A 21,506-nucleotide genomic window follows, 5' to 3' on the forward strand; every position below is an offset into this window, starting at 1 on the left:
CATTTTTTGCAGGTGTATCAGCTAGTTAGCCGTTAAGTAAGAGCCATTCAAATCTGTCCCCTTTTTACTCTTGCTTCACCAGACGGCAAGCCGCTCGCAGGTCCTTTTGCACAAACTAACTCATGCTGTAGTACTGATAAATGTCCGCATCGGGCCAAAACTCGTCATATGCAGTCAATACACTTCGCAGAGCCTCACTACGAGGATCTTGTGAAGGATTCATCTTTGAAATCACAAATTCTTTAATTTCGGGCCATTGAAGCTCTCGCATGCAAAATGCCACAGCCTCGAATGGTGAGTTATTAGACATTAATATCAGTTTAAATCCACCTACAAAATCATCCTTATATTCTGGATTACTTTTCACAAACTCTAAAATATTCAACAAAGACATTTCATAGGAAATCTCTAACTCTTCACCAAAAGCAGCCATAGCCACATCGCAAAGCATGTCAAATTGCTTAATTACGTCACTCATTTCGGCACCCACGCACCTGTTCTCGGATTGTTCGGGCTTGGAACCCAGACTTTTTCTATGTATTTACCTGCCACATCAAACCCTTTTTGAGAAAATGCATTTTCTGCTGCGGCCTGAGCAGCGTGGCCAGAGGGCTCATAGTGCCCAGAGGTATTATCAATATATTTAACTTTCCCGCTCAAAACCTTCACCTCTCCCGCCGCAATAACGGGTTTGCCATTTGCAAGGTCAATATGGCCACCACCCACATCGTTAAATTTTCGTCCGATTACTAACTGGCCATCCTCAAGAACAACATAGTTATATTTTCCTGCACCTTGGGCCAATTTTGTATCTGAGATAAGAGTTGGAACACCTGTTGGGTGATCAGGGAATTGATTTGGAAAACTAGGCGCCGCTTGAGCTTTTACAGAACCTGCAGTCGCTTTTGCCCCGCTTAGAAGCTCATCTGCTGTACCACCCAGATTAGGAGTAGCGCCACCTTTCAAAGCAGAGGAGAGTTCTCCGGATAGTGCCTTACCCCCAACGTGCGCGGCTAGCAGTTCTGCCAGCGACTGAGCAGCCTTATAGCCGAGATCCCCGGTCGGGCTCGCTTCTCCGGGATACTGAGCAGGATCAAATGAAGCGAGAACTCGCTCACCCTCTGCTGAGATATAAGGGGCATTGGTCTGGTCGAAAGATTCAGCTGCGCTTGCAAACGCGATAGTTCCCATCGATCCCAAGGCGAATGGTGCCGCGCAACCTACAACGCTTACGCAGGCAGGGGCGGAGCCGACCATACCAATATATGAGAGCGTGCCCGCTCCCGCCTCCATGGCCGCACTCCCCGTCCACCCTAGGTCGTTAATTAACTCATCATGAGCACTGAGGGTGTCGTCTATCCGATCTCCAACGCCATAATCAAACTGTCCTGTGCTTTTAAGTAACGCGAGTTCCTCAGTAAACCCTTGCCCTAGCGTTTCCAGTTTCACGAGGTCATCGTAGCGTTTATCACTTGACGGAACGGACTTACTGCAGTGGGTCAATGCACATGCAGCTGCATTGAGGCGGGCCTTGTTATCGGGGTTGCGTCGACGTTGCTCATCCAATGCAACGGTTTGCATTTCATGCAATGAATGGTTGTACTGCGTAGCGTTCCTCGCCACCCAGGCACCTTTCTCTAGCTTGCTGGCATCTCCATCCGCCTGCGAAGCCGCCGCAAGCAACCCAACCATCTGGGAGCTCATGCTCAGCAGGTTTTGATCACCTTTAACCAGATCGTAGAGATGCCCAACTAGCGCCTCGTTAGCCCCCGCTGCCAAGGCGCCGATTTTGAAATCACCGCCAGTAGCTTCGGCGAGAAGCCCGCCCACCATTGCTTGAATCACAATTTTCTGTGGCGTACCGGTGGCGAACACACCCTTCGTGTAGTCGCCCACCGCGTTGAAGCTTGCTGCCGCCAAGGTGTTGAACAGCGCGCTTTTCAACGCATCGCTGGCACTGCCACCCTGCCCGAGCGCCTTGCTCAGCAACATGGAGGTTCCGTTCTGCAACGCTTGATTGGCGGCAAATTGACCGACGCCGCTCCAAGTGCTCAGTGAGCTCGTCGTGCTTACGTTGTCGATTGCCGTATTCGTTTCAGTGCCAGTCCACCCATCAAAATATGCAGCCGTCAGCCCTGCTGTAACGCCAGCGATGGCATACCCCTTCATGGCATCTGAAGAAGTCACGTCCTTGAACACGGCGCCAAGATTGCCGCGATTATTGACAACGCTGACGGTCGCGTTAGTTGCAGCTCCCGCTGCAACGGCGCCTGCCGCGGCTGAAATACCAGCAGCCGTCTCCGCCGTAATTGTACCGGCGGCAACCATCCCTCCAGTCGCGGTTCCCATTGCGCCTGCCGCTAACGGTCCAACGACCGCTGCCATCACAATCGCAATGATGATCTGCGAAGCCGGCCCCAAGCCGGAGTTGCTGTACTTGAAGCTGTCGTGGATCTCTTTGACTTGACGCCAGTCCACATCACCGCGTTTTTCCGCGTCCTTGAGCCATGCCAATTGCGGATCAGCCTTGACCATCGCATCGATGGATTGGCTGACGGTTTGCTGATTGACCTGGTTGATATCGATCTTCAAACCGTTGACGGCTTTGATCGCAACACTGCCCTCTGCAATAAACTGGCTTTGACGCAAGGTTTCGTCGGTCTTGCCCTTACCCTTGGACGAGACCCAGAACGCGTTGTTGTCAGTCTTCTCGTGGCTCTCCTGATGTAGATCCTTCACGCCTTCGAAGGTAATGGAACCGCTACTGTCCAGCGTGATGTCCTTGCCGCTCTGCAGTTTCGCCACCTGATACAGCTGGTCGCCGCCGCTGACCAATCGCAGGTCGCCCCCGGTAGTGATTTCACTGCCGATGTTTTTCACATCGGTCACTTCATCCCGCTGAGTCTTCTTACTCCCCCAACCACCTTTCTTCTTCATGTCATACAGCGAATAGTCGCGGTTCTGCGCAGCCAGCAGCTCAAGCTTGCCACCCGCCACGAAGTAGGCCTGGTTTGCAGCGTTGACCTTGCTGGCGATCATCGCCAAATCCTGCCCCGCGCTCATTACAACGTTGCGCCCCGCATTAACCGTCGAGGCCACCTGACTGACGTGGTCCTCTTGGCGGGTGACCTTCTTGCTCTTGCCGTAGGAATGCTGCTCATCCGCCGCCGAGGCGAAGGTCAAGTTTCCTTGGGCGGCCATGGCAACGTCGCGCTTGGCATCGATCTGAGTGCCGACAACGGTGAGGTTGCGACCAGCGTTGACGGTCAGGTCGCGGCCGCTGTCGAGGCTGGAGCCGTATTGCTTGATGTCTTGGTCGCGATGCCTGCCGCGAGTGCCGCTGGTGATGCGTTCGGCGGCGATGAGATTGACATCGCGCGTGGCGTTTAGGGTGGTGTCGGCGCCACTTTTCAGCACGCCGCCGACGCTGTTGATGTCACGCCCTGCACTGATGATCAGGTTGTTGCCGGCTTCGATACGTGCGGCGCTGTCGATGAAGTCGGTGCGTTCGCTGCGGTAGCCGCTGTCGCTTTCGTGGGTGGTAACGGTACGCTCGTTAGTCACGTCGCCAGTCAGAGCAACAACACTGACATCCCGCCCAGCAATAACCCCACCCGCCCTGTTAGTCAGGTTATTACTCGCCAACGCATCCAGCCGACCACCCGCTTCCATCAACCCACTGTTGACCAAGCTGTCGCCCGCCGTCGCCCTCAGGTTGCTGGACGCACGCAAGGTGCCCGCATTGTTCAGGTTCTTACCCGCAATCAGGCTGACGTCTGAGCCCTGAATCAGCGCACCATTCGGCGCCAGACGATGGTTGGCCTGGGCCAGATAAAGCACCGGCACCAGCACCTGTTGATTATTCACCGTCCGGTTTTCCATCCAGACGATGTCATGGGTCAGGGCCGCAACCTGTTCGGCGGTCAAGCTGACGCCCAGGGACAGGTTGAGACTGTCCTTGCTGGCGATGGCGTTGTTCATCAGGTACTTGAACATGCCGTCGTCGGAGTTCTGGCCGTCGAGGAAGCGTTGGCCGGTGCGGGCGATCACCGCCTGTTGGATCAAGCGTTGTTCGTAGAAGCCGTCGCCCAGGCGCTTGGCGGCGGTGTCCGGGTCGTAGCCCAGGTTTGTCAGCAGGTAATCGGAGCTCATGAACCGGCGCATGTCGGTCAGCGCCGGGTTGGTCTCGATCAGGTATTTTTGCGGGTTGGCCTGGAACGAACGGTCCGGCAGGCCACGCACTTGCGTCAGGCCCGTGCTCTGGGTCGGCGTGGTGGAGCCGTCGCCGCTCATGCGGAACAGGCCGTTTTGCCCGGTGGGCAAGTCAAACCCCGGCAAGGACAGCGGATCGACTTGTTGCTGGGTCAGGCTCGGGGGTAGCTGCCGATTGACGCTGATGCGGGTCGAGAAGGCGTTGTCGGCCTGGGTGTCGGTGCGCGGGCCGGCGCCAACGTAGTTGTAGCCGCCACGCACGACGCCGCTGTTGAGGTCGCCCTGGGTTGGAATGTCGACGCCACCACCGGCCTGGATAATCGCGGCATAGGTTTGGCTGTCGGTGGTGGTTGTCTGAGTACGGAACTGCGGCAACTCATGGTCCGTTCTGCCGATAAATCGGCTCATCGCCGCTTCAAGACCGCTCAGGTCATTGGCGTCGTAGCCTGGGCTCTGCAACCAGTATTTGTTGGTGAAGTTATTGGCGGCGGTGCGCCAGCTACCCGGACGGCGCGTGCGTTGGGACCTGAAGGTGCGCGAGGTTTCAATCTCGCCGGGCTCGATGCCGATGTTGTTCAAGCTGACGAGGTTGGCGGTCAATGCACCGCCGACGCCGATGCTGCTGCTCCGGTTGGTCAGCGTGTCGCCCTGGATATTCAGGTTGCCGCCGGTGGTGATGCTGGAGGCAGCGCTGGCCGCGGTGACTTCGAACTTGTCGCGCTGGACGATCTGCCAGACGTGGTTTTCCTTGCCACCGCTGCAATCACCGGCGTTGACCCCTTCGATGCAGGCCACTTCCCTGATCGAGGCGGTGTAAATGCCTGCATCGTTAGTGGTCAAGACCTCGCGGACGTTGTCGATCGTGCTGGCCGCCAGGCGCATGCTGCCGCCGCTTTGCAGCGTGCCGGAGCTGTTGAGGATGCGGCCGGCACGCGTGCCGAGGCCGTCGCGATCGATGCTCAGATCACCCAGGCTGTAGATATCGGCATAGCGGTTGGTCAGGCTATTGACGCGCAGGCTGGTATTGCCGCCGCTGAAGATCAAACCGTGCTCGTTGAGCAGGTCGCCGGTCGATACGCCGAGCGCGCCGGCACTGCCCAACGTGCCGTAGTTGTTGATCGTGGCGGCCGTGACGCTCAGGTCCGCCGCCGAGGTCAGCCGACCGTAGCTGTTGAGGACGCCATCGACCACGACGGTTGTGTTGCCACCGCCAGCGATACTGCCATTTTGCTCCAGACTGATCAGCGCGGCCTTGAGGCCCAAGGTACCGAGACTGCTCAAGCGACCGTTGCCTGTATAGGCGCCGGTCAGTTGCAGGTCGATCGCCCCATCGCTGCCGATCAGGCCGTCGACGCGCCAGTTGCTGCCGCGGCCTTCCATGCTATTGGCGCTGAGCAACTGGCCGGTGGCCGTCTGGGTCAGCTGATCGACATGAACCACCAGATGGCCGGCCTGGATCGCGGTGCTGTTGGTCCAGCGGTCAGCGGTCACAGTCAGGTCACCGTAGGTCACCAGTTGCCCACCCGCCTGGCCCAGGTTGGCCTGGCTGATGCCAAACAGGCCCAGGCCGGTGTGCAGCAGCTTGCCACCCACGTTCTGGACGCTGCCGGTGTTGAAGCCCACATCATTACTGGCGGTTTCCAGGGTGCCGTCGTTGTTATCGAACAGGCCACCGATCTTGAACACCGTGGTGCTGTTCTGGCCCAGGGTGCGCAGTTGGCCTTTCTGGTTGCTCAAGCTGGCGGCCAGAATGTCCAGGCTGTCCTGGCTTTCGATGATGCCGGCGTTGTTGTTCAGCGCACCCGAAAGGTCAAAGTCGATACCACTGGCGCTGACCTGCCCGCCGCCGCTGTTGTCCATGTCCCGGCCAGTGATCCAGACCTTGCCCGTGGCGTATATCCCGCCGTTGCGATTGTTGATATCCGCCGTCGCGTTGGTGACCACGACATCGCCGGCTTGCGCAGCGATGCGTCCGCCGTCGTTGAACAGCCCAGCCAAGGCTCGGATGTTGAGTCCTTGAGCCTGGATCGTGCCGCCCTGGCGGTTCACGTCATAGCCATTTTTCAGCACGCCGGTGGTGCGCGCCTCCAGCGCGGCCTTGACGCTGGACAGCACGCCGCCACGGTTGTCCAGGTTGGTGGCGAAGACACTCAGCTTGGCGTCCTTGGCGATGATGCTGCCGCCCTGGTTATCGATGTCGCCGGATACATCCACGGTGACCAGGCCCTCGCCTTGCAGCGTGCCCTTGGCGTTATTCAGACTGGCAGCATCGAGCTCGACCTCGGCAGCACGGCTGGCGAGCAGGCCTTTTTCGGCGTTGTTGACCGCGCCGGTGGCGCTGACCAGCAGCTTGCCATTGGCGGCGACGGTGCCTTTGTTGCTGTTGTCCAGGCTGGCGGTGCGCACGGTCATGACGCCTTGGCTGGATAGCTCGCCACCCCGGTTATTGATCGCGCCGGTGTTAGTGATGTCGAGGTTCTTGCCGGCCATGACCAGGCCGGTCAGGTTGTCCAGGCTGTCGAGGACCAGGGTCGCGCTGTTCAGGCTCGACAGTTCACCTGCATTGTTTTCCAGATGGCCCAGGTTGGCCGTCAGCAGGCCCTGGCTATTGATCAGGCCGCCCTGGCTGTTGAGGACTTGATCGGCGCTCAGGTGCAGTTCGGTGTTACCCAGGATCCGGCCTTTATTGCGGTTATCCACAACGTTGCCGGTGACGGTGGTCTTGCCCTGCCCACTGAGCGTGCCGCCCTGGTTGTTCAGCGCTGCGGTAGTCGTGATATTCAGGTCGCGACTGGCGATGACGGTTTTGCCGGCGTTGTTCAACTGCTTGGCGGTGAGGGTGACATCACCCGTGGTATTGCGGCTGTTATCGGCGTTGACCCCGGCTTCGATAATGCCGTTGTTGCTCAGTGTGCCACCGCTGTCCAGATGAACGTTGTCGCGGGCTACCAGGTTGCTCTGGCTGGTCAGGTCGCCCTGGGTCTTCACGTCCAGGCGGCTACCGGCGTACACCTGGCCACGGGTTTCCAGGCTTTTGGCGTCGATGACGATGGCGCCGGCAGCAGCCGTCTGCGCCATGCTCAAATGACCATTGGCATCCAGCTGAATATCCCCCCCACTGGCAACCATCTTGCCGTCCAGCTTCACACCAACCCCGGCCTCGGTGCCCACCAGCTTGATCGCGCCGGCGTACATACCACCCAACGCCGACGAGTCGATAGCCAGTTCTGGTTTCGCACTGCCGTCATCGGCACGGGCAGTGGCGTTCAGGGTATTGGCGTTGACGTCATTGCGCCCAGCCACGATGGTCAGGTTCTTGGCCTGGATCTCGGCATTGATCTTGGCGCTGCGAGTGATGATTTCGAAGCGGTCGACGTTGTTCGCGTTCAGGCCCGCGCCTTCAATCGCAACGCTGCCCTGGTCCACCTGATAGCGGCCCACCTGGCCGTTTTCGATGATCGGCTTGCCCGTGGTCAGGGTCGCCTTCGGGGTATTGATAAACCCGCAGCCATTGCAGGTGATGCCGTAGGGGTTGGCGACGATGACGTGGGCCGACTGCCCCGCCACTTCGGTGTAGCCGCGCAACTGGCTGGGGTTGCCGCCGTTGACTTCGTTGAGGATGACTTTCGCGGCGGTGCCCTTGAGGTTCGGGTTGCCAAGGATGATCCCGCCCAGTTGGGTGGACTGGGCGGGTTTGGTGGCGTTGTTGAGGATCACGCCGTTACTGCCGACGTTGTAGTCCTTGAACCGGTTGTGGGACAGGCCGCTGCCGTTGGGCTTGGCGATGTTGACCACCGGCACGCCGTTGCCGGCCTTGCCGAGGCTGGTGCCTGGCGCGCTGACCACGATGCCGTCCGCCTGGGCCCACATCGGCTGCCAGAACATGACGTTTGCCAATAGGAACGCCAGGCCACGCTTGGGCATGCCCCAGAAGGCGTCGCGGGTTTGCAGGGCAGTGGAAGGCTGGCGGGCCAGGAAGGCGTATTGGCGGTCGTCCATGATCAGGTCTCGTTGCAGCAGAAATTAGATAGATACATCCACGCGGAAGTAGATCGGCGCTTCGCGCTCGGTCAGGGCATCCGGACGTTCCAGGGAGTGGGCGAAGGTCACGCTGGCGCTCAGGTGCTCACCGCGGGCGAACAACTCCAACGAGTTGCTCGACATGCGCCCGTGCTCGCTACCGTTGTAGCGATTGCCACGAATCACGCCCTGGTCATAACCGAGGCTGGTGCCGTATTCAGCGAACACCGGGCGCATCCACTCCAGTGTCACCGGACGACTCCAGCGCAAGTCGTTGCGCCAGTAGCCGCCGCTGTCGCCGGACAATGTCTGGTCCTTGTAGCCACGAATCGACGACAGGCCGCCCAGGCTCATGCGCTGCGAGCTGAACAACGCATCCTCGCTGCGCTGGCCGGTCATCAGGCTGCTGAAGCTGAAGGATTCGCCACCCAGTTCAAAGGGTTGCAGGTAGCTGAGGGTGGCGGTGTATTTGCGATAGCGCGCATCCGGCAGCCCGGGGCCAGGGTCGTCATCGCCCTGGGCATCGAGGGCGCCGATGCCCTCTTGCATGCCCAGGTCGAGGTTGACGAAGGCATTGCCAACCCGCCGTCCATGGTTGATGCCGAACTGCGCCTCGCTGATGCGATTGCTACTCCCGGCGATCTTGCTGTCTGAGACGAAGTTGTTGGTACGCAGATAGGCCAGGCCGGTGTTGAGTGAGGTCTTGCTCACCGCGTCGCGATGGACCACCCGCTCCAGGAGCACTTGATGGTTCTGGCTATCGCCGCTCTGCTTGAAATTGAAGCCGTTGGCCTGGCCCAGCGTGCGGTACTCACTTTGGCTGTAGGTGTAACTCAGGTTCCACCAGCCAAACGGCAGGTTGTAATAGAGCATGGCGTTGCGCGAGGTTTTCTGGTGATCGCTGACGGCATCGTGGCCGCCGCGCAAGGCCAGTTGGTCAGCCAGGCCCAGGGGACTGTCCCAGTCCAGGGAGGCGCCCCATTGCTGCTCGCCGGTGCTTTTTTGGCCGTCGTTATGCCGTGACAGGCCGGCGCGCCAAGGTTTTTGCGGGGTGTTATTGACCAACACTTCACTGCCGCCGATGTTCTGTCCCGGCGTCAGTTCCATTCGGGCACTGTTGGACGGCAAACGGTTCAGTTGATCGACCATCTGCTCGATCTCACGCAGGTTGAGCAGCTCACCCGGCTTGCCAGGAAAGCTCATTGCCAGTTCCCGCTCGGAGAGGCCGCTGCCTTCGGCACCTTTCAGGCCTTCCAGGCGACCCTCGACGACCAGCACTTGCAGGTGACCGCTGGACAGGTCCTGTTGCGGCAAGTAGGCGCGACTGGTGACCAGGCCCTTTTCCAAGTAGTAATCGGTGATGACCTTGAGCAACTGGTTAAGCTGCGGCACGCCCAAGCATTGGTTGAGGAAGGGCTTGAGCAGGCGCTGGCGCTCGCCCTCGGACAAGGCATCGGCGCCCTTGAGCTCGATGGTCTTGATCGGGAAACAACGGGTATCGACAGGTGCCGTGGGCTGGGCCGGCTTCGCTTCCTTGCCGGGCAGGTCCTTGAGCTCTTCAAGGCGTCGGCGCTGCTCTTGGAGCAGGCGATCCTGACGCTCACGGATCAGGTCCGTATCGCCGGGGGTTGGCGCGGCGACAGCAATGTTCATCGCCAGAAAACACAGCGACGCAACGACTAGCCTAGTCCCTAAGGCAAATACGGACATGTTCGATCCCTCGATACAGAAATGACAGCAGGCATGCACAGCAATGCTGCGCACACCAGACCCTGCATATCGCTTTCGGTTCAAGAGAGCGGGAAATTTCCACTCAAAAAAGAGACGCGTCTCACAGGACGCGTCGAAAAACACAACACAAAACGACGGCTCGGATTGCGCAGATGCCTACAAACACTCATCCAGGAAACTCACCACCGTTCCCATGCAAGCCATCCGCTCCTCGACATGGGGCATATGGCTGGAGTGTTCGAACAACGCCCAGCGAATGTCGGGAACATGATCCACATAGGGTTTGACCACCAACGGCGTCGCTTCATCGTATCGGCCTGAAACCAGCAGGGTCGGCACCTTGATCCGAGGCAAGCGATCGGTGATGGACCAGTCCTTCATGCTGCCGATCACATGGAATTCGGTGGGGCCATTCATGGCGTGATAAACCGTAGGATCGGCATCGATCTGGGCAAAGGTACGGGCGACGTCATCGGGCCAGGGCGTGACACGGCAGACATGACGGTCGTAGAAAACCCGAGCGGCCTCCAAATACTCGGTAGACGTCAAGGTTCCAGCCCGCTCGTGCTTGAGCAGTGTTTGCTGCACCTCAATGGGTAGAAGCTGGCGCAAGCGATTGACTTCAAGGAGCCAGGTGGACATGTCCGCCGGGGAGTTGGCGATAATCAACGCGCGCAAGCCCGCCGGCTGGAGCACCGCATGTTCGCTGGCCAACATGCCGCCCCAGGATTGCCCCAACAGTGCATAGTTGTCGCCAATGCCCAGATGATCCAGCAGGTTCTCCAACTCATCGAGAAAGAGCGCCACGTTCCAGAACGAGGGGTCTTTTTCCGGAAGATGAGTGGAACGCCCATTGCCCAGTTGGTCGTAATGAATCACCGGATAGCCACTGTTGGCAACATCCTTGAAAGCATCGACATAATCGTGTGTACAGCCCGGGCCGCCATGCAGGATCAGCAGCGGCGTACGGCCACTGCTGAAATCGCCAGTGATGCGATACCAGGTCTGATACGGACCAAAAGGCGCAAAGCCTTCGTGCGTTACGGGAAAATCCATTTCGTGCCGCTCCCTAGGAATCCTGCGGCACACGATACCGGGGACTGGCCGGCGGAATAACTAGAGGAACAGATAGGTTTTTGCCCGATTTCAGCTATCGAGCAACCGATAATGCACCGCCCTGACCACGGCCTGGACCCGATTCCTGGCGCCGAGCTTGTGCATTGCAGACGTCAGGTGGAGGGTGATGGTGGCCAAGGAGCGATTCAGTTGCCTGGCGATGTCCGCCGCCGTCAACCCGTCAGCGGCCAATCTCAAGCACTCACGCTCGCGTTTGGTCAGGCGAACCGGGCATGCGCGGGCTTCCTTGCCGAGCAGCGGAAAAGCCGCCTCTTGCAGGGCATGGGAAATCAGGCTGAAGTCGCCCAGGGTTTGCCGGACATCCTGCAGGGTGCTCCCCTTCGTATCGGCGCGCAGCCCGGTCAATGTCGCAAAGCCACCTTTGGGCAAATGCATCGGCACCGTCACGCCACAGGTCATGCGCGAGTCCTGCAGGTAGCTCACGACCGGCGCATGACTCTGGCCGATGAACGGCTGCAGCACCGTGTCGGCCTCCGGTCGATAGGACCAGACAAAAGGAGATATGGTATTGATTGCCAGATGCTGGACAGGGTCGATCTGGTAATAACCTTCTTCACACCAGAGCGAGTGCCAATCACGGGGGGTATTGCGCACCTTCAGCACAGTCGGGGTGATCAGTGCCCCATCATGATCCAGCGGCACCGGACTGTAGTCGTACACCAAGGCTTCAAAGCCTAACGCCTGGACCATCCGCAAGGTGTTGTCCATCTGTTCGTCCAGGCTCCTGCCAGACAAAAGACGGGTATTGAAGTCAGACAGCTTGGCCTGCATCCATTCAGCTCCCTTATTAATTTCAATCCTGAAATCGTGCAAGTAGAATGCCACGCCTGAGCGAGGGAGTGCCAGATCAAACCTATAAGAATTGCTAGCTTATGGGCGCATAGCTTCCTCGGTAAGGTTTAGCCAACGGGCGCACCTGAGCAGGAGAGCAACGATGTGGCGTGAGATCGAGCCAGACCAGCGGTACGACGTGGAAGTCGATGGTCATCGTCTGGTGGCCTATGGCTTTGGCGACGGCGACGAAGTGCTGTTGTGCCTCAATGGCGGCCCGGGATTGCCTTGCGATTATCTGCGTGACAGCCATGGCTGGCTCAAGGAAAAGGGCTTGCGGGTCATCGCTTTCGATCAGTTGGGTACCGGTGCCTCGGCCAGGCCGACTGATGAATCCCTGTGGGACATCACCCGTTATGTGGCGGAGGTAGAGACCGTCCGCCAAGCCCTCGACCTGGGCAAAGTGCACCTGCTGGGGCACTCCTGGGGTGGCTGGCTGGCGATCGAGTACGCCATTCATCACCCCCAAGCGCTGAAAACCCTGATCCTGGAAAATACCGTCGGCGATATCCCTCACCTGTCCCTGGAGCTCGAGCGTCTGCGGGCTGCCCTGGGCAGTGAGACCGTCGCGATGATGCAGCGCCATGAAGCCTTGGGCACCCTGGATCATCCGCAATACCAGGCGGCCATCACCCTGCTCAACTATCGCCATGTCTGCCGTCTGGACGAGTGGCCAGCGCCGGTGACACGTTCCCTGGGCGACTGGAACATGGGGCCCTACATGACCATGCAGGGCCCCAACGAATTTCTCTATACCGGCAATCTCAAGGACTGGAATCGCATCGAGCAGATGGCCGGCTTCGAAATGCCTGTGCTGATCACCACCGGTCAACATGATGAACTGACGCCCGCCTGTGCTATGCGCATGAAAATGGCGCTCAAGGATGTACAACTGAATGTGTTCCCCAACAGCAGCCACATGCCGTTCTACGAAGAGCCCCACGCCTACTTCCCAGTCCTGCTGGATTTTCTGCACCGCCATCGGAACTAGCCCATGAACCTGGCGCGCTACCGTTTCATACTGTCGCGCCCGCTACAGCTATTGCCGGTGCTGTTTGGCATCAGCATGATCACCTTTGTGCTCGTGCGCTCAATCCCCGGGGACCCCGCCCGGGCGCTGCTGGGCTCGCGCAGCACGCCGGAGGCGCTGATCAGGATTCGTGCCCAGTACGGTCTCGACCAGCCGTTGTGGATGCAGTACTTCTACTTTCTCAAGAACCTGCTCAAAGGCGATCTCGGCCAATCGCTGCTCTACAAAGTCGATGCCTTGAAGCTGATCAGTACCCGCATTGAACCAACCCTGTTCCTGGTGCTCGGCAGCGTACTGCTGGCGCTGCTGATCGCCGTGCCACTGGCAACGGTGGCGGCGCGCAACAAGGGCGGTTGGCAGGATCATCTGATTCGCCTGTTCACCACGGCAGGGCTCGGCATGCCGGCGTTTTGGCTAGGCATCATGTTGATCCTGCTGCTCAGTGTGCAGTTGGGGCTGTTCCCGGTCTCAGGCTATGGACGTACAGGGTGGGACAAACTGCATCACATGGTTTTGCCGTGCCTGACCATTGCCTTGGCACTTTCCGCCGTGCTGGTGCGCAATCTGCGCGCCAGCATGCTCATGGAGCTACAAGCCGATCATGCCACCGCCGCACGGGCCCGGGGCTTGTCCGAGCGGGCGATATTTCGTCGGCATGTGCTGCCCAACTCCCTGGTACCGGCGATCAACCTGCTGGCGGTAAATATCGGCTGGTTGATCAGCGGCACAGTGGTCATCGAAAGTCTGTTTGCCATTCCCGGCATCGGCCAATTGTTGGTACGCGGCATCTTTACCCGCGACTACATGGTGGTCCAAGGCGTGGCCATGGTGCTGGCCCTCGCCACCGTCACGGTCAATTTCCTCGCCGATGTGCTGACCGTGATGATTGATCCGCGGGTGAACATGCGATGAGCGGCCAGACCCTCAATCCCGCCTGGCGTCTTGCGCTGCGTTTGGGCTTGCGCAACCGTCGCCTGGCCACCGTGCTGGGCCTGGCGATTCTGTTTGGCTGGCTGTTGCTCGCACTCTTCGCACCCTGGGTCGCACCCTTCGATCCGATTGCCCAGAACACCGATATCCGCCTGCTGGGGCCGAGCCTGGCCCATCCGTTCGGCACGGATAATTTCGGTCGCGACGTTCTTTCCCGAGTGATCTGGGGCGCACGCATCGACTTGCAGATTTCCGTGATCGGGGTGGTTTTCCCGTTCTTGATCGGCACTTGCGTCGGCGCCTTGGCCGGCTATATCGGTGGCCGGTTCGACACGATCTGCATGCGCCTGATCGATATTATTCTGGCCTTCCCCTTCCTGGTGCTGATGTTGGCAATCATGGCCATCCTCGGCCCCGGCCTGGGCAGCTTTTATATCGCGATGGCCCTGGTGGGTTGGGTGTCCTATGCACGGCTGATCCGTTCGCAGATCCTGGTGCTCAAGCAAAGCGATTTCGCCCTGGCGGCGAAAAGCCTGGGCTTCGGTCATGGACGCATTCTGTTTCGGCACCTGTTGCCCAATGCCATGTTCGGTTCGATCGTGTTTTCCATGTCCGACGCGGTGCTGGTACTGCTCAATGGGGCGGCGGTCAGCTACCTCGGCCTGGGGGTTCAGCCACCCACCGCCGAGTGGGGCACGATGGTCGCCGAGGGCCAGAGTTTTATCACCAACGCCTGGTGGATCTGCACCTTCCCGGGACTGGCGATCGTCACCCTGGCCATGGGCTTCAGTCTGCTGGCCGACGGTGTCGCCGAGCACCTCGGAGAACGCCCATGAGCACACCGGTGTTGCACGTCGAGGACCTCAGCGTGATCGCTGGCCACGGTGAGGGCGAAGTCACGCTGGTGGATCGCGTGTCATTTGACCTGGCCGAAGGTGAAATCCTCGGTCTGGTGGGTGAAAGCGGCTCAGGCAAGACGATGGCCTGCCGGGCCTTGATGCGCTTGCTGCCCTCTGCAAACCTGCGGGTCCAGGGCAAGGCCGTGCGCCTTGCCGGTGAGGACCTGCTGTCGCTGGACGAAGCCGACATGCGGGGCATACGGGGTCGGCGGCTGGGGATGATTTTTCAGAATCCCGGCAGTCATCTTGACCCGTTGATGCGTATCGGCGAACAGATCGGCGAGGGCATACGCCTGCATCAGGGGGCGTCCAAACGTGAAGCACGGGCGAAGGCCATTGATGTGTTACGCCAGGTGGGCATTCCCGATCCGCTAACGCGCGTCGACAGTTATCCCCATGAGTTTTCCGGTGGCATGCGTCAACGCGCGATGATCGCCGTGGCCTTGGGTTGCAACCCCCAGGTGCTGATCGCCGATGAGCCGACCACCGCCCTGGATGTCACCGTACAGGCACAGATCCTGCGCCTGCTCCTGGATTTGCGCGACCAGCGTGGGCTGTCGATCATCATGATCACCCACGACCTGGGGGTCGTCGCCCAGACCTGTGATTCCATCGCGGTGATGTACGCCGGTCGGCTCTGCGAGCACGGCAACAAGCTTGATCTGCTGGCTCACCCACGACATCCCTATACGGCGGCCCTGATCGACTGCCAACCGGCGACCAGTGCCGGCCATGCCCTGCTCAAGACCATCGCCGGCCAGCCTCCTCTGCTGGATGCGCTGCCCACCGGTTGCCGCTTCAACCCACGCTGCCTTCAGCAGGGCAGCCAGTGCACGCGGCTGTTGCCACAGATGCAAGTCACGACAGAGGCACACCGAGTGGCCTGCCATTACCCGCTGCCGGTGGGAGCCTCGTCATGACCCTGTTGCACGTGAAAGATCTGCAGGTGCGCTTCGCCGCCCCTGGCAGGGGTCCGTTCGGGATCAACAGGCAATGGGTGAAAGCCGTCAATGGTGTGTCGCTGAGTCTGGCCACCGGGGAGGTGCTTGGGTTGGTGGGTGAGTCGGGCAGTGGCAAGAGCACCCTGGGTCGGGCCCTCTTGCGCCTCACGGAGGTCAGCGCCGGACAAATCCTGTTCGATGGCGTGGATATGGCTCAAGGCAAGCGGATCGACATCGAGCGACTGCGCCACGAAACCGCGATGATTTTCCAGGATCCCTATACCGCCCTCAATCCGCGAATGAGCATCGGCGACACCCTGGCTGAAGTGCTGCGAGTGCGCTGTGCGATCCCTGCATCACTGATTCGCCAGCGGGTCGATGAATTGCTGACCCTGGTCGGCCTGCGGCCAGAGCTGGCCAACCGCAAGCCGGGTTCGTTGAGTGGCGGTCAATGCCAACGTGTGGGGATCGCTCGGGCACTGGCCATCGAGCCACGGTTGATCATCGCCGATGAATGCGTGGCCGCGCTGGACGTTTCCATCCAGGGACAGATCATCAACCTGCTGCTGGAGCTGCGACAGCGCATGAACCTGGCGATTCTGTTCATTGCCCACGACCTGGCGATCGTTCGGCGGCTATGCGATCGGGTCGCCGTGATGTACCTCGGCGAGATCGTCGAGCAAGGCCCCACGGAGGCCGTGTTCAGCAGCCCGCGGCATCCTTATACCGTCGCGCTGATCCAATCCATTCCACACATCGACCCGACTCGACCGTTGCTGAGCGCCCCCCTGCCTGGCGAGCCACCCAGCCCCCTGAACCTTCCATCCGGCTGCGCTTTTCACCCGCGCTGCCGGTATGCACAACCCATCTGCGCGAAAACGCCGCCCCCCATCCATGACATCAATGGACATCGTTATAGCTGTGTGCTCGGAGAGCCATTGCTCTAAAAAACATTCATCAATAGGGAGTTTGACCATGCGATCGAAACATTTGAAGTTGCTGACCGCCGCGACGTTGACCGTTTGCACACTGGCAGCCGGTGTCGCCCAGGCGGCAGGCGTGCTGACCATCGGTTGCCGTGAAGAAAGTACGACGTTCGACCCGATCAAAAGCGCGCAGAACCGTGATAACTGGGTGTTCTCCAATGTCTACGACGTATTGGTGCGCGTCGACAACACCGGTACCAAGCTGGTGCCGGGGCTGGCCGAAAGCTGGCAGGTTTCCGACGATGGCCTGACTTACACCTTCAAACTACGCTCGGCCAAGTTCTCCGACGGCTCACCGATTACCGCCAGCGATGCAGCGTTCAGTCTGTTGCGCATTCGCGACAACAAAGGGTCCCTGTGGAGCGACTCCTACAAGATTATCGACAAGGCCCAAGCACCCGACCCGCAGACACTGGTGGTGACACTCACGAGCCCTTCAGTGCCCTTCCTCGCGCAGCTGGCGTTGCCCAACGTCTCCATCCTGTCGCAAAAGGCCATGGAAAAAATGGGTGAGGAAGCCTATGCCCAGGACCCCGTTGCCTCTGGCGCCTTTATCGTCAAGGAGTGGCTACGCGGTGATCGCGTGGTGCTGGAGAAGAACCCCAACTTCTGGCAAGCCGACAAGGTGAGCCTGGATGGCGTGGAATGGATCTCCATCCCGGATGACAATACGCGGATGTTGAAGGTACAGGCCGGGGAACTGGATTCGGCGATCTTCGTGCCCTTCTCGCGCGTCGAAACCCTGAAGAAAGACCCCAACCTGGTCGTACACATGGATCCCTCCACCCGCGAGGATCATCTGCTGATCAACCATGCGCACGGACTGCTGGGCAAGCCTGAAGTACGCCAGGCCCTGGACCTTGCGATCAACAAAAAATCCCTGGTCGATACTGTGACGTTCGGCCATGGCCAGGTGGCTTATTCCTACATTCCTAAAGGCGCGCTTTATCACAATGCCGATAATCTGCAGCGCCCGTACGACCCGGAAAAAGCCAGGAAAATGCTGGCGGATGCAGGCGCTTCAGGCCTGAAGCTCAACTATGTGGTCAATGCGGGCAATGAAGCCGACGAGCAGATCGCCGTGCTGGTCCAGCAACAGCTCGCAGCAGTCGGCGTGACAGCCACCTTGCAGAAAGTCGACCCAACCCAGAGTTGGCAAATGCTGATCGACGGCGATTACGATCTGTCCGTGATGTACTGGACCAACGACATCCTCGACCCGGACCAGAAGACCACCTTCGTGCTGGGACATGACACCAACATGAATTACATGACCCGCTACAAGAACGACAAGGTCAAGGATCTGGTCGCGGCGGCGCGGGTAGAAGTGGACCCGACCAAGCGCAAGCAGATGTATACCGACCTTCAGGCGATTGCCAAGCAGGACGTCAACTGGATCGATCTCTACTACAGCCCCTACATCAATATTTCGCGCAAGAACATCGAGCACTTCCAACAAAACCCACTGGGACGCTTCTCTCTTGAGGAAACGGTGAAGCGCTAGCGAGTAGTGGCTTTTATCCGAGTCGGATAAGGCCAGTGGCAACGCCTTGATCACGAATCGAGGCTTGCCACTTGATGGCCAAGCAACATCGGCCACTCCCCGGTCATCTCGCACAGCAGCGCTGTGACAGCATTGCCCTCAACCGTGCCGTGCTCTTGCAGAAAGCCCGCCACGGCGCTGACAGCCGGCCAGTAACGGTGCACCAGGCAACTGCAACGAGTGATGGCCTGGGATTGGGCATCGAGCAGTTTGCGCGGTGGTAGCAGGCTGATCAATTCCTGCCCCCGGTCCAGGTCACCCCGACCACTGCCCCTGATCAGCCGATCGGATCGGCGGTGCCGGTAGACTGCTTCGGCCACCGGCCCCGCGAAGCAATGGAGCAGGTCCCGCTCAATGGCATCGACCATCGAGGGCAAGTATTCAGCGATCCCCGGGGCTTCGAAGGCCGGACGCGCGACAAGGTAGTCAGCTTCCACCAACCCTTCTGCGTATTGCGGGTTGCCGCGCAGGTCGAACAGAGGTCCCGTGCAGGCTTCAGCCTTGGTACGCACGGTGATGCGTTTTATCGGTTGGCCGTTCCACCAAAAGGCCAGGGCATGACCCGCTTCGTGGAAGGCCGTGCTGCGCGGGCATTTGTTCATTATTGGGTCCGTCACGGCAGGCGCTGTTCATATCATCTGCCTCACTGCGGGGCCCCGGTAAAAGATTATCCCTATCGACCGTTAATACTGCGCCTATTAGCTATCTGGCAAAGGGGGACTAGCCTGAATTCAGGCTGGTGTAATCCGGCCCGTGAAACCTGACAAAGAGATACGAAGCGTTCAGAAACGTACTGGGCTTGCCGTGGGCCACCGAATGGGTAACCAGACCTCTCGTGTGTTGCCGTGTGGCCGCACACGATCAGTTGAGCGAACTGTGAGCCCTGCGCCCTGAGTCATTTATTTCGCCTGTCGCTATTCGAAGCCCGGCCGGGCTCGATAGCTGGATGAATACGACCAAAGGTAGCTTCTCATGGGAAACGAATCGAAATGCCCGTTCAATCACGCCGCTGGCGGTGGTACGACGAACCGCGACTGGTGGCCGAACCAGCTGAATCTGAAGATCCTGCACCAGCACTCCTCGCTGTCCGATCCCATGGGCGAGGATTTCAACTATGCCCAAGCGTTCAAGCGCCTGGACTTCCAGGCCTTGAAACAAGACCTGAATGCACTGATGACCGACTCGCAAGACTGGTGGCCGGCAGACTTCGGCCACTATGGTCCGCTGTTTGTCCGCATGGCCTGGCACAGCGCAGGCACCTACCGCACCGGTGACGGGCGCGGTGGGGCGGGTTCCGGCCAGCAGCGGTTTGCACCGCTCAACAGTTGGCCAGACAACGTCAGCCTCGACAAGGCACGTCGGCTGCTGTGGCCGATCAAGCAGAAGTATGGTCGCAATATTTCCTGGGCTGACCTGATCGTCCTCACCGGCAACGTCGCGCTGGAGTCCATGGGCTTCAAGACCTTCGGTTTTTCCGGAGGCCGCGCCGATGTCTGGGAGCCGGATGAAGACGTCTACTGGGGGTCGGAAAACAAATGGCTGGGGGGCGATGTTCGCTACGGCAAGCCCGACAAAGCCGCCATGCAAGATCCTGGCGAAGGCCAATTGGTGGCCGAGCCTGGCAACGAAGAAAGTCGCACTGACGAGGGCCGCAACCTGGAAAACCCGCTGGCCGCCGTGCAGATGGGGCTGATCTACGTCAACCCGGAAGGCCCCGAGGGCCAGCCGGACCCGGTCGCCGCCGGGGTGGACATCCGCGAAACCTTCGCCCGCATGGCGATGAACGACGAGGAAACCGTGGCATTGATTGCTGGCGGCCACGCCTTCGGCAAGACCCACGGCGCAGGCCCTGCGGACAACGTCGGTGCCGAGCCCGAAGCCGCTGGCCTGGAGCTGCAAGGCCTGGGCTGGAAGAGCACCTTCGGCACCGGTAAAGGCGCCGACACCATCACCAGTGGCCTGGAAGTCACCTGGACCACCACCCCCACCCGCTGGAGCAATAACTACCTGGAGAACCTGTTCGGCTTCGAGTGGGAACTGACCAAGAGCCCGGCAGGTGCGCACCAATGGACGCCGAAAAACGCTGCAGGCGCGGGCATCATCCCCGATGCCCATGACCCGTCCAAACGGCGCAACCCAACGATGCTGACCACCGACCTGGCTCTGCGCTTCGACCCGATCTACGAAAAAATCTCCCGGCGCTTCCTGGCCAACCCCGACCAGTTGTCCGACGCCTTCGCCCGCGCCTGGTTCAAGCTGATCCACCGCGACATGGGCCCGCTCTCACGCTACCTCGGCCCGGAACTGCCCAACGAAGAACTGCTGTGGCAAGACCCTATCCCGGCGGTCGACCATCCGCTGGTCAACGACAGCGACATCGCCGCCCTCAAAGGCAAGCTACTGGCCTCGGGCCTGTCGGTTTCACAGCTTGTGTCTACGGCGTGGGCCGCGGCTTCCACCTTCCGTGGTTCCGACAAACGCGGCGGCGCCAACGGTGGCCGCCTGCGCCTGGCCCCACAAAAGGATTGGGCAGCCAACCAGCCAGAGCAACTGGCCAAGGTGCTGGCGACCCTCGAAGGGGTCCGGAATGAGTTCAACGCCGCCCAGTCCGGCGGCAAAAAAATCTCCCTGGCAGACCTGGTCGTGCTGGCCGGCAGCGCCGGTATTGAACAAGCCGCGAAAAATGCCGGGCTCAGCGTGACGGTACCGTTCGCGCCGGGACGCATGGACGCGAGCCAGGAGCAGACGGACGTCGAGTCGTTCGGTTTTCTCGAGCCCATCGCCGATGGCTTTCGCAACTACCTCAAGGGCCGGTACCGCGTGTCCGCCGAGGCACTGCTGATCGACAAGGCCCAACTGCTGACCCTCAGCGCCCCACAAATGACGGCGCTGATCGGCGGTCTGCGGGTGCTGGACACCAACGCCGGCCACACCGCGCACGGTGTCTTTACCCAACGGCCCGGGACGTTGACCAATGACTTCTTCGTCAACCTGCTCGACATGGGCGTGGAATGGAAAGCCCTTTCCGATACCCAGGAAACCTTCGAGGCCCGCGACCGCAAGACCGGCCAGGTCAAATGGACCGGCACCCGTGTCGACCTGGTCTTCGGCTCCAACGCCCAGCTACGGGCCTTGGCCGAAGTCTATGCCAGCCCGGATGCCCAGGAGCAGTTCGTCAAGGACTTCATCGCGGCATGGGTCAAGGTGATGAACCTGGATCGGTTTGATCTCAGGTGAGAAGAACCC

Annotated in this window: 13 protein-coding genes; 7 read left to right on the forward strand and 6 right to left on the reverse strand. The window is 59.9% G+C overall.

Going from position 1 to position 21,506, the window contains the following annotated elements; all coding sequences use genetic code 11:
• Positions 1-115: 115 nt before the first annotated feature.
• From CFII68_RS03225 to CFII68_RS03210, 5 genes are all read right to left on the reverse strand, one after another.
• Positions 116-478, reverse strand: coding sequence for a hypothetical protein (locus CFII68_RS03225; RefSeq protein WP_018613000.1), 363 nt, complete (start codon positions 476-478; stop codon positions 116-118).
• On the reverse strand, positions 475-8,211 hold the full coding sequence (locus CFII68_RS0126230; RefSeq protein WP_018613002.1) for a DUF637 domain-containing protein: 7,737 nt from the start codon (positions 8,209-8,211) through the stop codon (positions 475-477). The genes CFII68_RS03225 and CFII68_RS0126230 overlap by 4 nt, the downstream gene beginning before the upstream one ends.
• 24 nt (positions 8,212-8,235) lie before the next feature.
• Positions 8,236-9,942 (reverse strand): ShlB/FhaC/HecB family hemolysin secretion/activation protein, encoded by a 1,707-nt coding sequence (locus tag CFII68_RS03220; RefSeq protein WP_033062898.1) that lies wholly within the window; start codon positions 9,940-9,942, stop codon positions 8,236-8,238.
• 177 nt (positions 9,943-10,119) lie between these two features.
• Positions 10,120-11,019 (reverse strand): proline iminopeptidase-family hydrolase, encoded by a 900-nt coding sequence (locus CFII68_RS03215; protein ID WP_018613006.1) that lies wholly within the window; start codon positions 11,017-11,019, stop codon positions 10,120-10,122.
• Positions 11,020-11,109: 90 nt separating this feature from the next.
• Positions 11,110-11,871 (reverse strand): LuxR family transcriptional regulator, encoded by a 762-nt coding sequence (locus tag CFII68_RS03210; protein WP_018613008.1) that lies wholly within the window; start codon positions 11,869-11,871, stop codon positions 11,110-11,112.
• Positions 11,872-12,034: 163 nt separating this feature from the next.
• On the opposite strand from CFII68_RS03210, the gene CFII68_RS03205 reads away from it, so the two are divergent.
• Genes CFII68_RS03205 through CFII68_RS03180 form a run of 6 tightly spaced genes read left to right on the forward strand, consistent with a single transcriptional unit; the run spans position 12,035 to position 18,221 of the window.
• Positions 12,035-12,922, forward strand: a complete 888-nt coding sequence (locus CFII68_RS03205; RefSeq protein WP_018613010.1) for a proline iminopeptidase-family hydrolase — start codon at positions 12,035-12,037, stop codon at positions 12,920-12,922.
• Positions 12,923-12,925: 3 nt separating this feature from the next.
• Positions 12,926-13,873: an ABC transporter permease gene (locus CFII68_RS03200; RefSeq protein ID WP_018613012.1), complete on the forward strand. Its 948-nt coding sequence runs from the start codon at positions 12,926-12,928 to the stop codon at positions 13,871-13,873.
• Entirely contained in the window at positions 13,870-14,727 is an 858-nt protein-coding gene (locus CFII68_RS03195; RefSeq protein ID WP_018613014.1) for an ABC transporter permease, read from the forward strand. Before CFII68_RS03200 ends, CFII68_RS03195 begins: the two co-directional genes overlap by 4 nt.
• Complete coding sequence (locus CFII68_RS03190; RefSeq protein ID WP_018613016.1) at positions 14,724-15,710, forward strand: ABC transporter ATP-binding protein; 987 nt, start codon at positions 14,724-14,726, stop codon at positions 15,708-15,710. The genes CFII68_RS03195 and CFII68_RS03190 overlap by 4 nt, the downstream gene beginning before the upstream one ends.
• Positions 15,707-16,678 (forward strand): ABC transporter ATP-binding protein, encoded by a 972-nt coding sequence (locus CFII68_RS03185; RefSeq protein ID WP_018613018.1) that lies wholly within the window; start codon positions 15,707-15,709, stop codon positions 16,676-16,678. Before CFII68_RS03190 ends, CFII68_RS03185 begins: the two co-directional genes overlap by 4 nt.
• Positions 16,679-16,706: 28 nt before the next feature.
• The gene (locus CFII68_RS03180) at positions 16,707-18,221 is read left to right on the forward strand and encodes an ABC transporter substrate-binding protein (RefSeq protein WP_018613020.1); all 1,515 of its coding nucleotides are present in this window, start codon (positions 16,707-16,709) and stop codon (positions 18,219-18,221) included.
• A 50-nt stretch (positions 18,222-18,271) separates the two neighbouring features.
• Here the strand turns inward: CFII68_RS03180 and CFII68_RS03175 are convergent, their stop codons facing one another.
• Complete coding sequence (locus CFII68_RS03175) at positions 18,272-18,862, reverse strand: hypothetical protein (RefSeq protein ID WP_018613022.1); 591 nt, start codon at positions 18,860-18,862, stop codon at positions 18,272-18,274.
• A 370-nt stretch (positions 18,863-19,232) separates the two neighbouring features.
• Here CFII68_RS03175 and katG point away from each other — a divergent pair, with 370 nt between their 5' ends.
• A complete protein-coding gene (gene katG / locus CFII68_RS03170) occupies positions 19,233-21,497 on the forward strand; it encodes a catalase/peroxidase HPI (protein WP_018613024.1) in 2,265 nt (754 codons plus the stop codon).
• Positions 21,498-21,506 lie beyond the last annotated feature (9 nt).

The organism is Pseudomonas sp. CFII68, from assembly GCF_000416195.1.
Taxonomy (GTDB): Bacteria; Pseudomonadota; Gammaproteobacteria; order Pseudomonadales; family Pseudomonadaceae; genus Aquipseudomonas; species Aquipseudomonas kilonensis.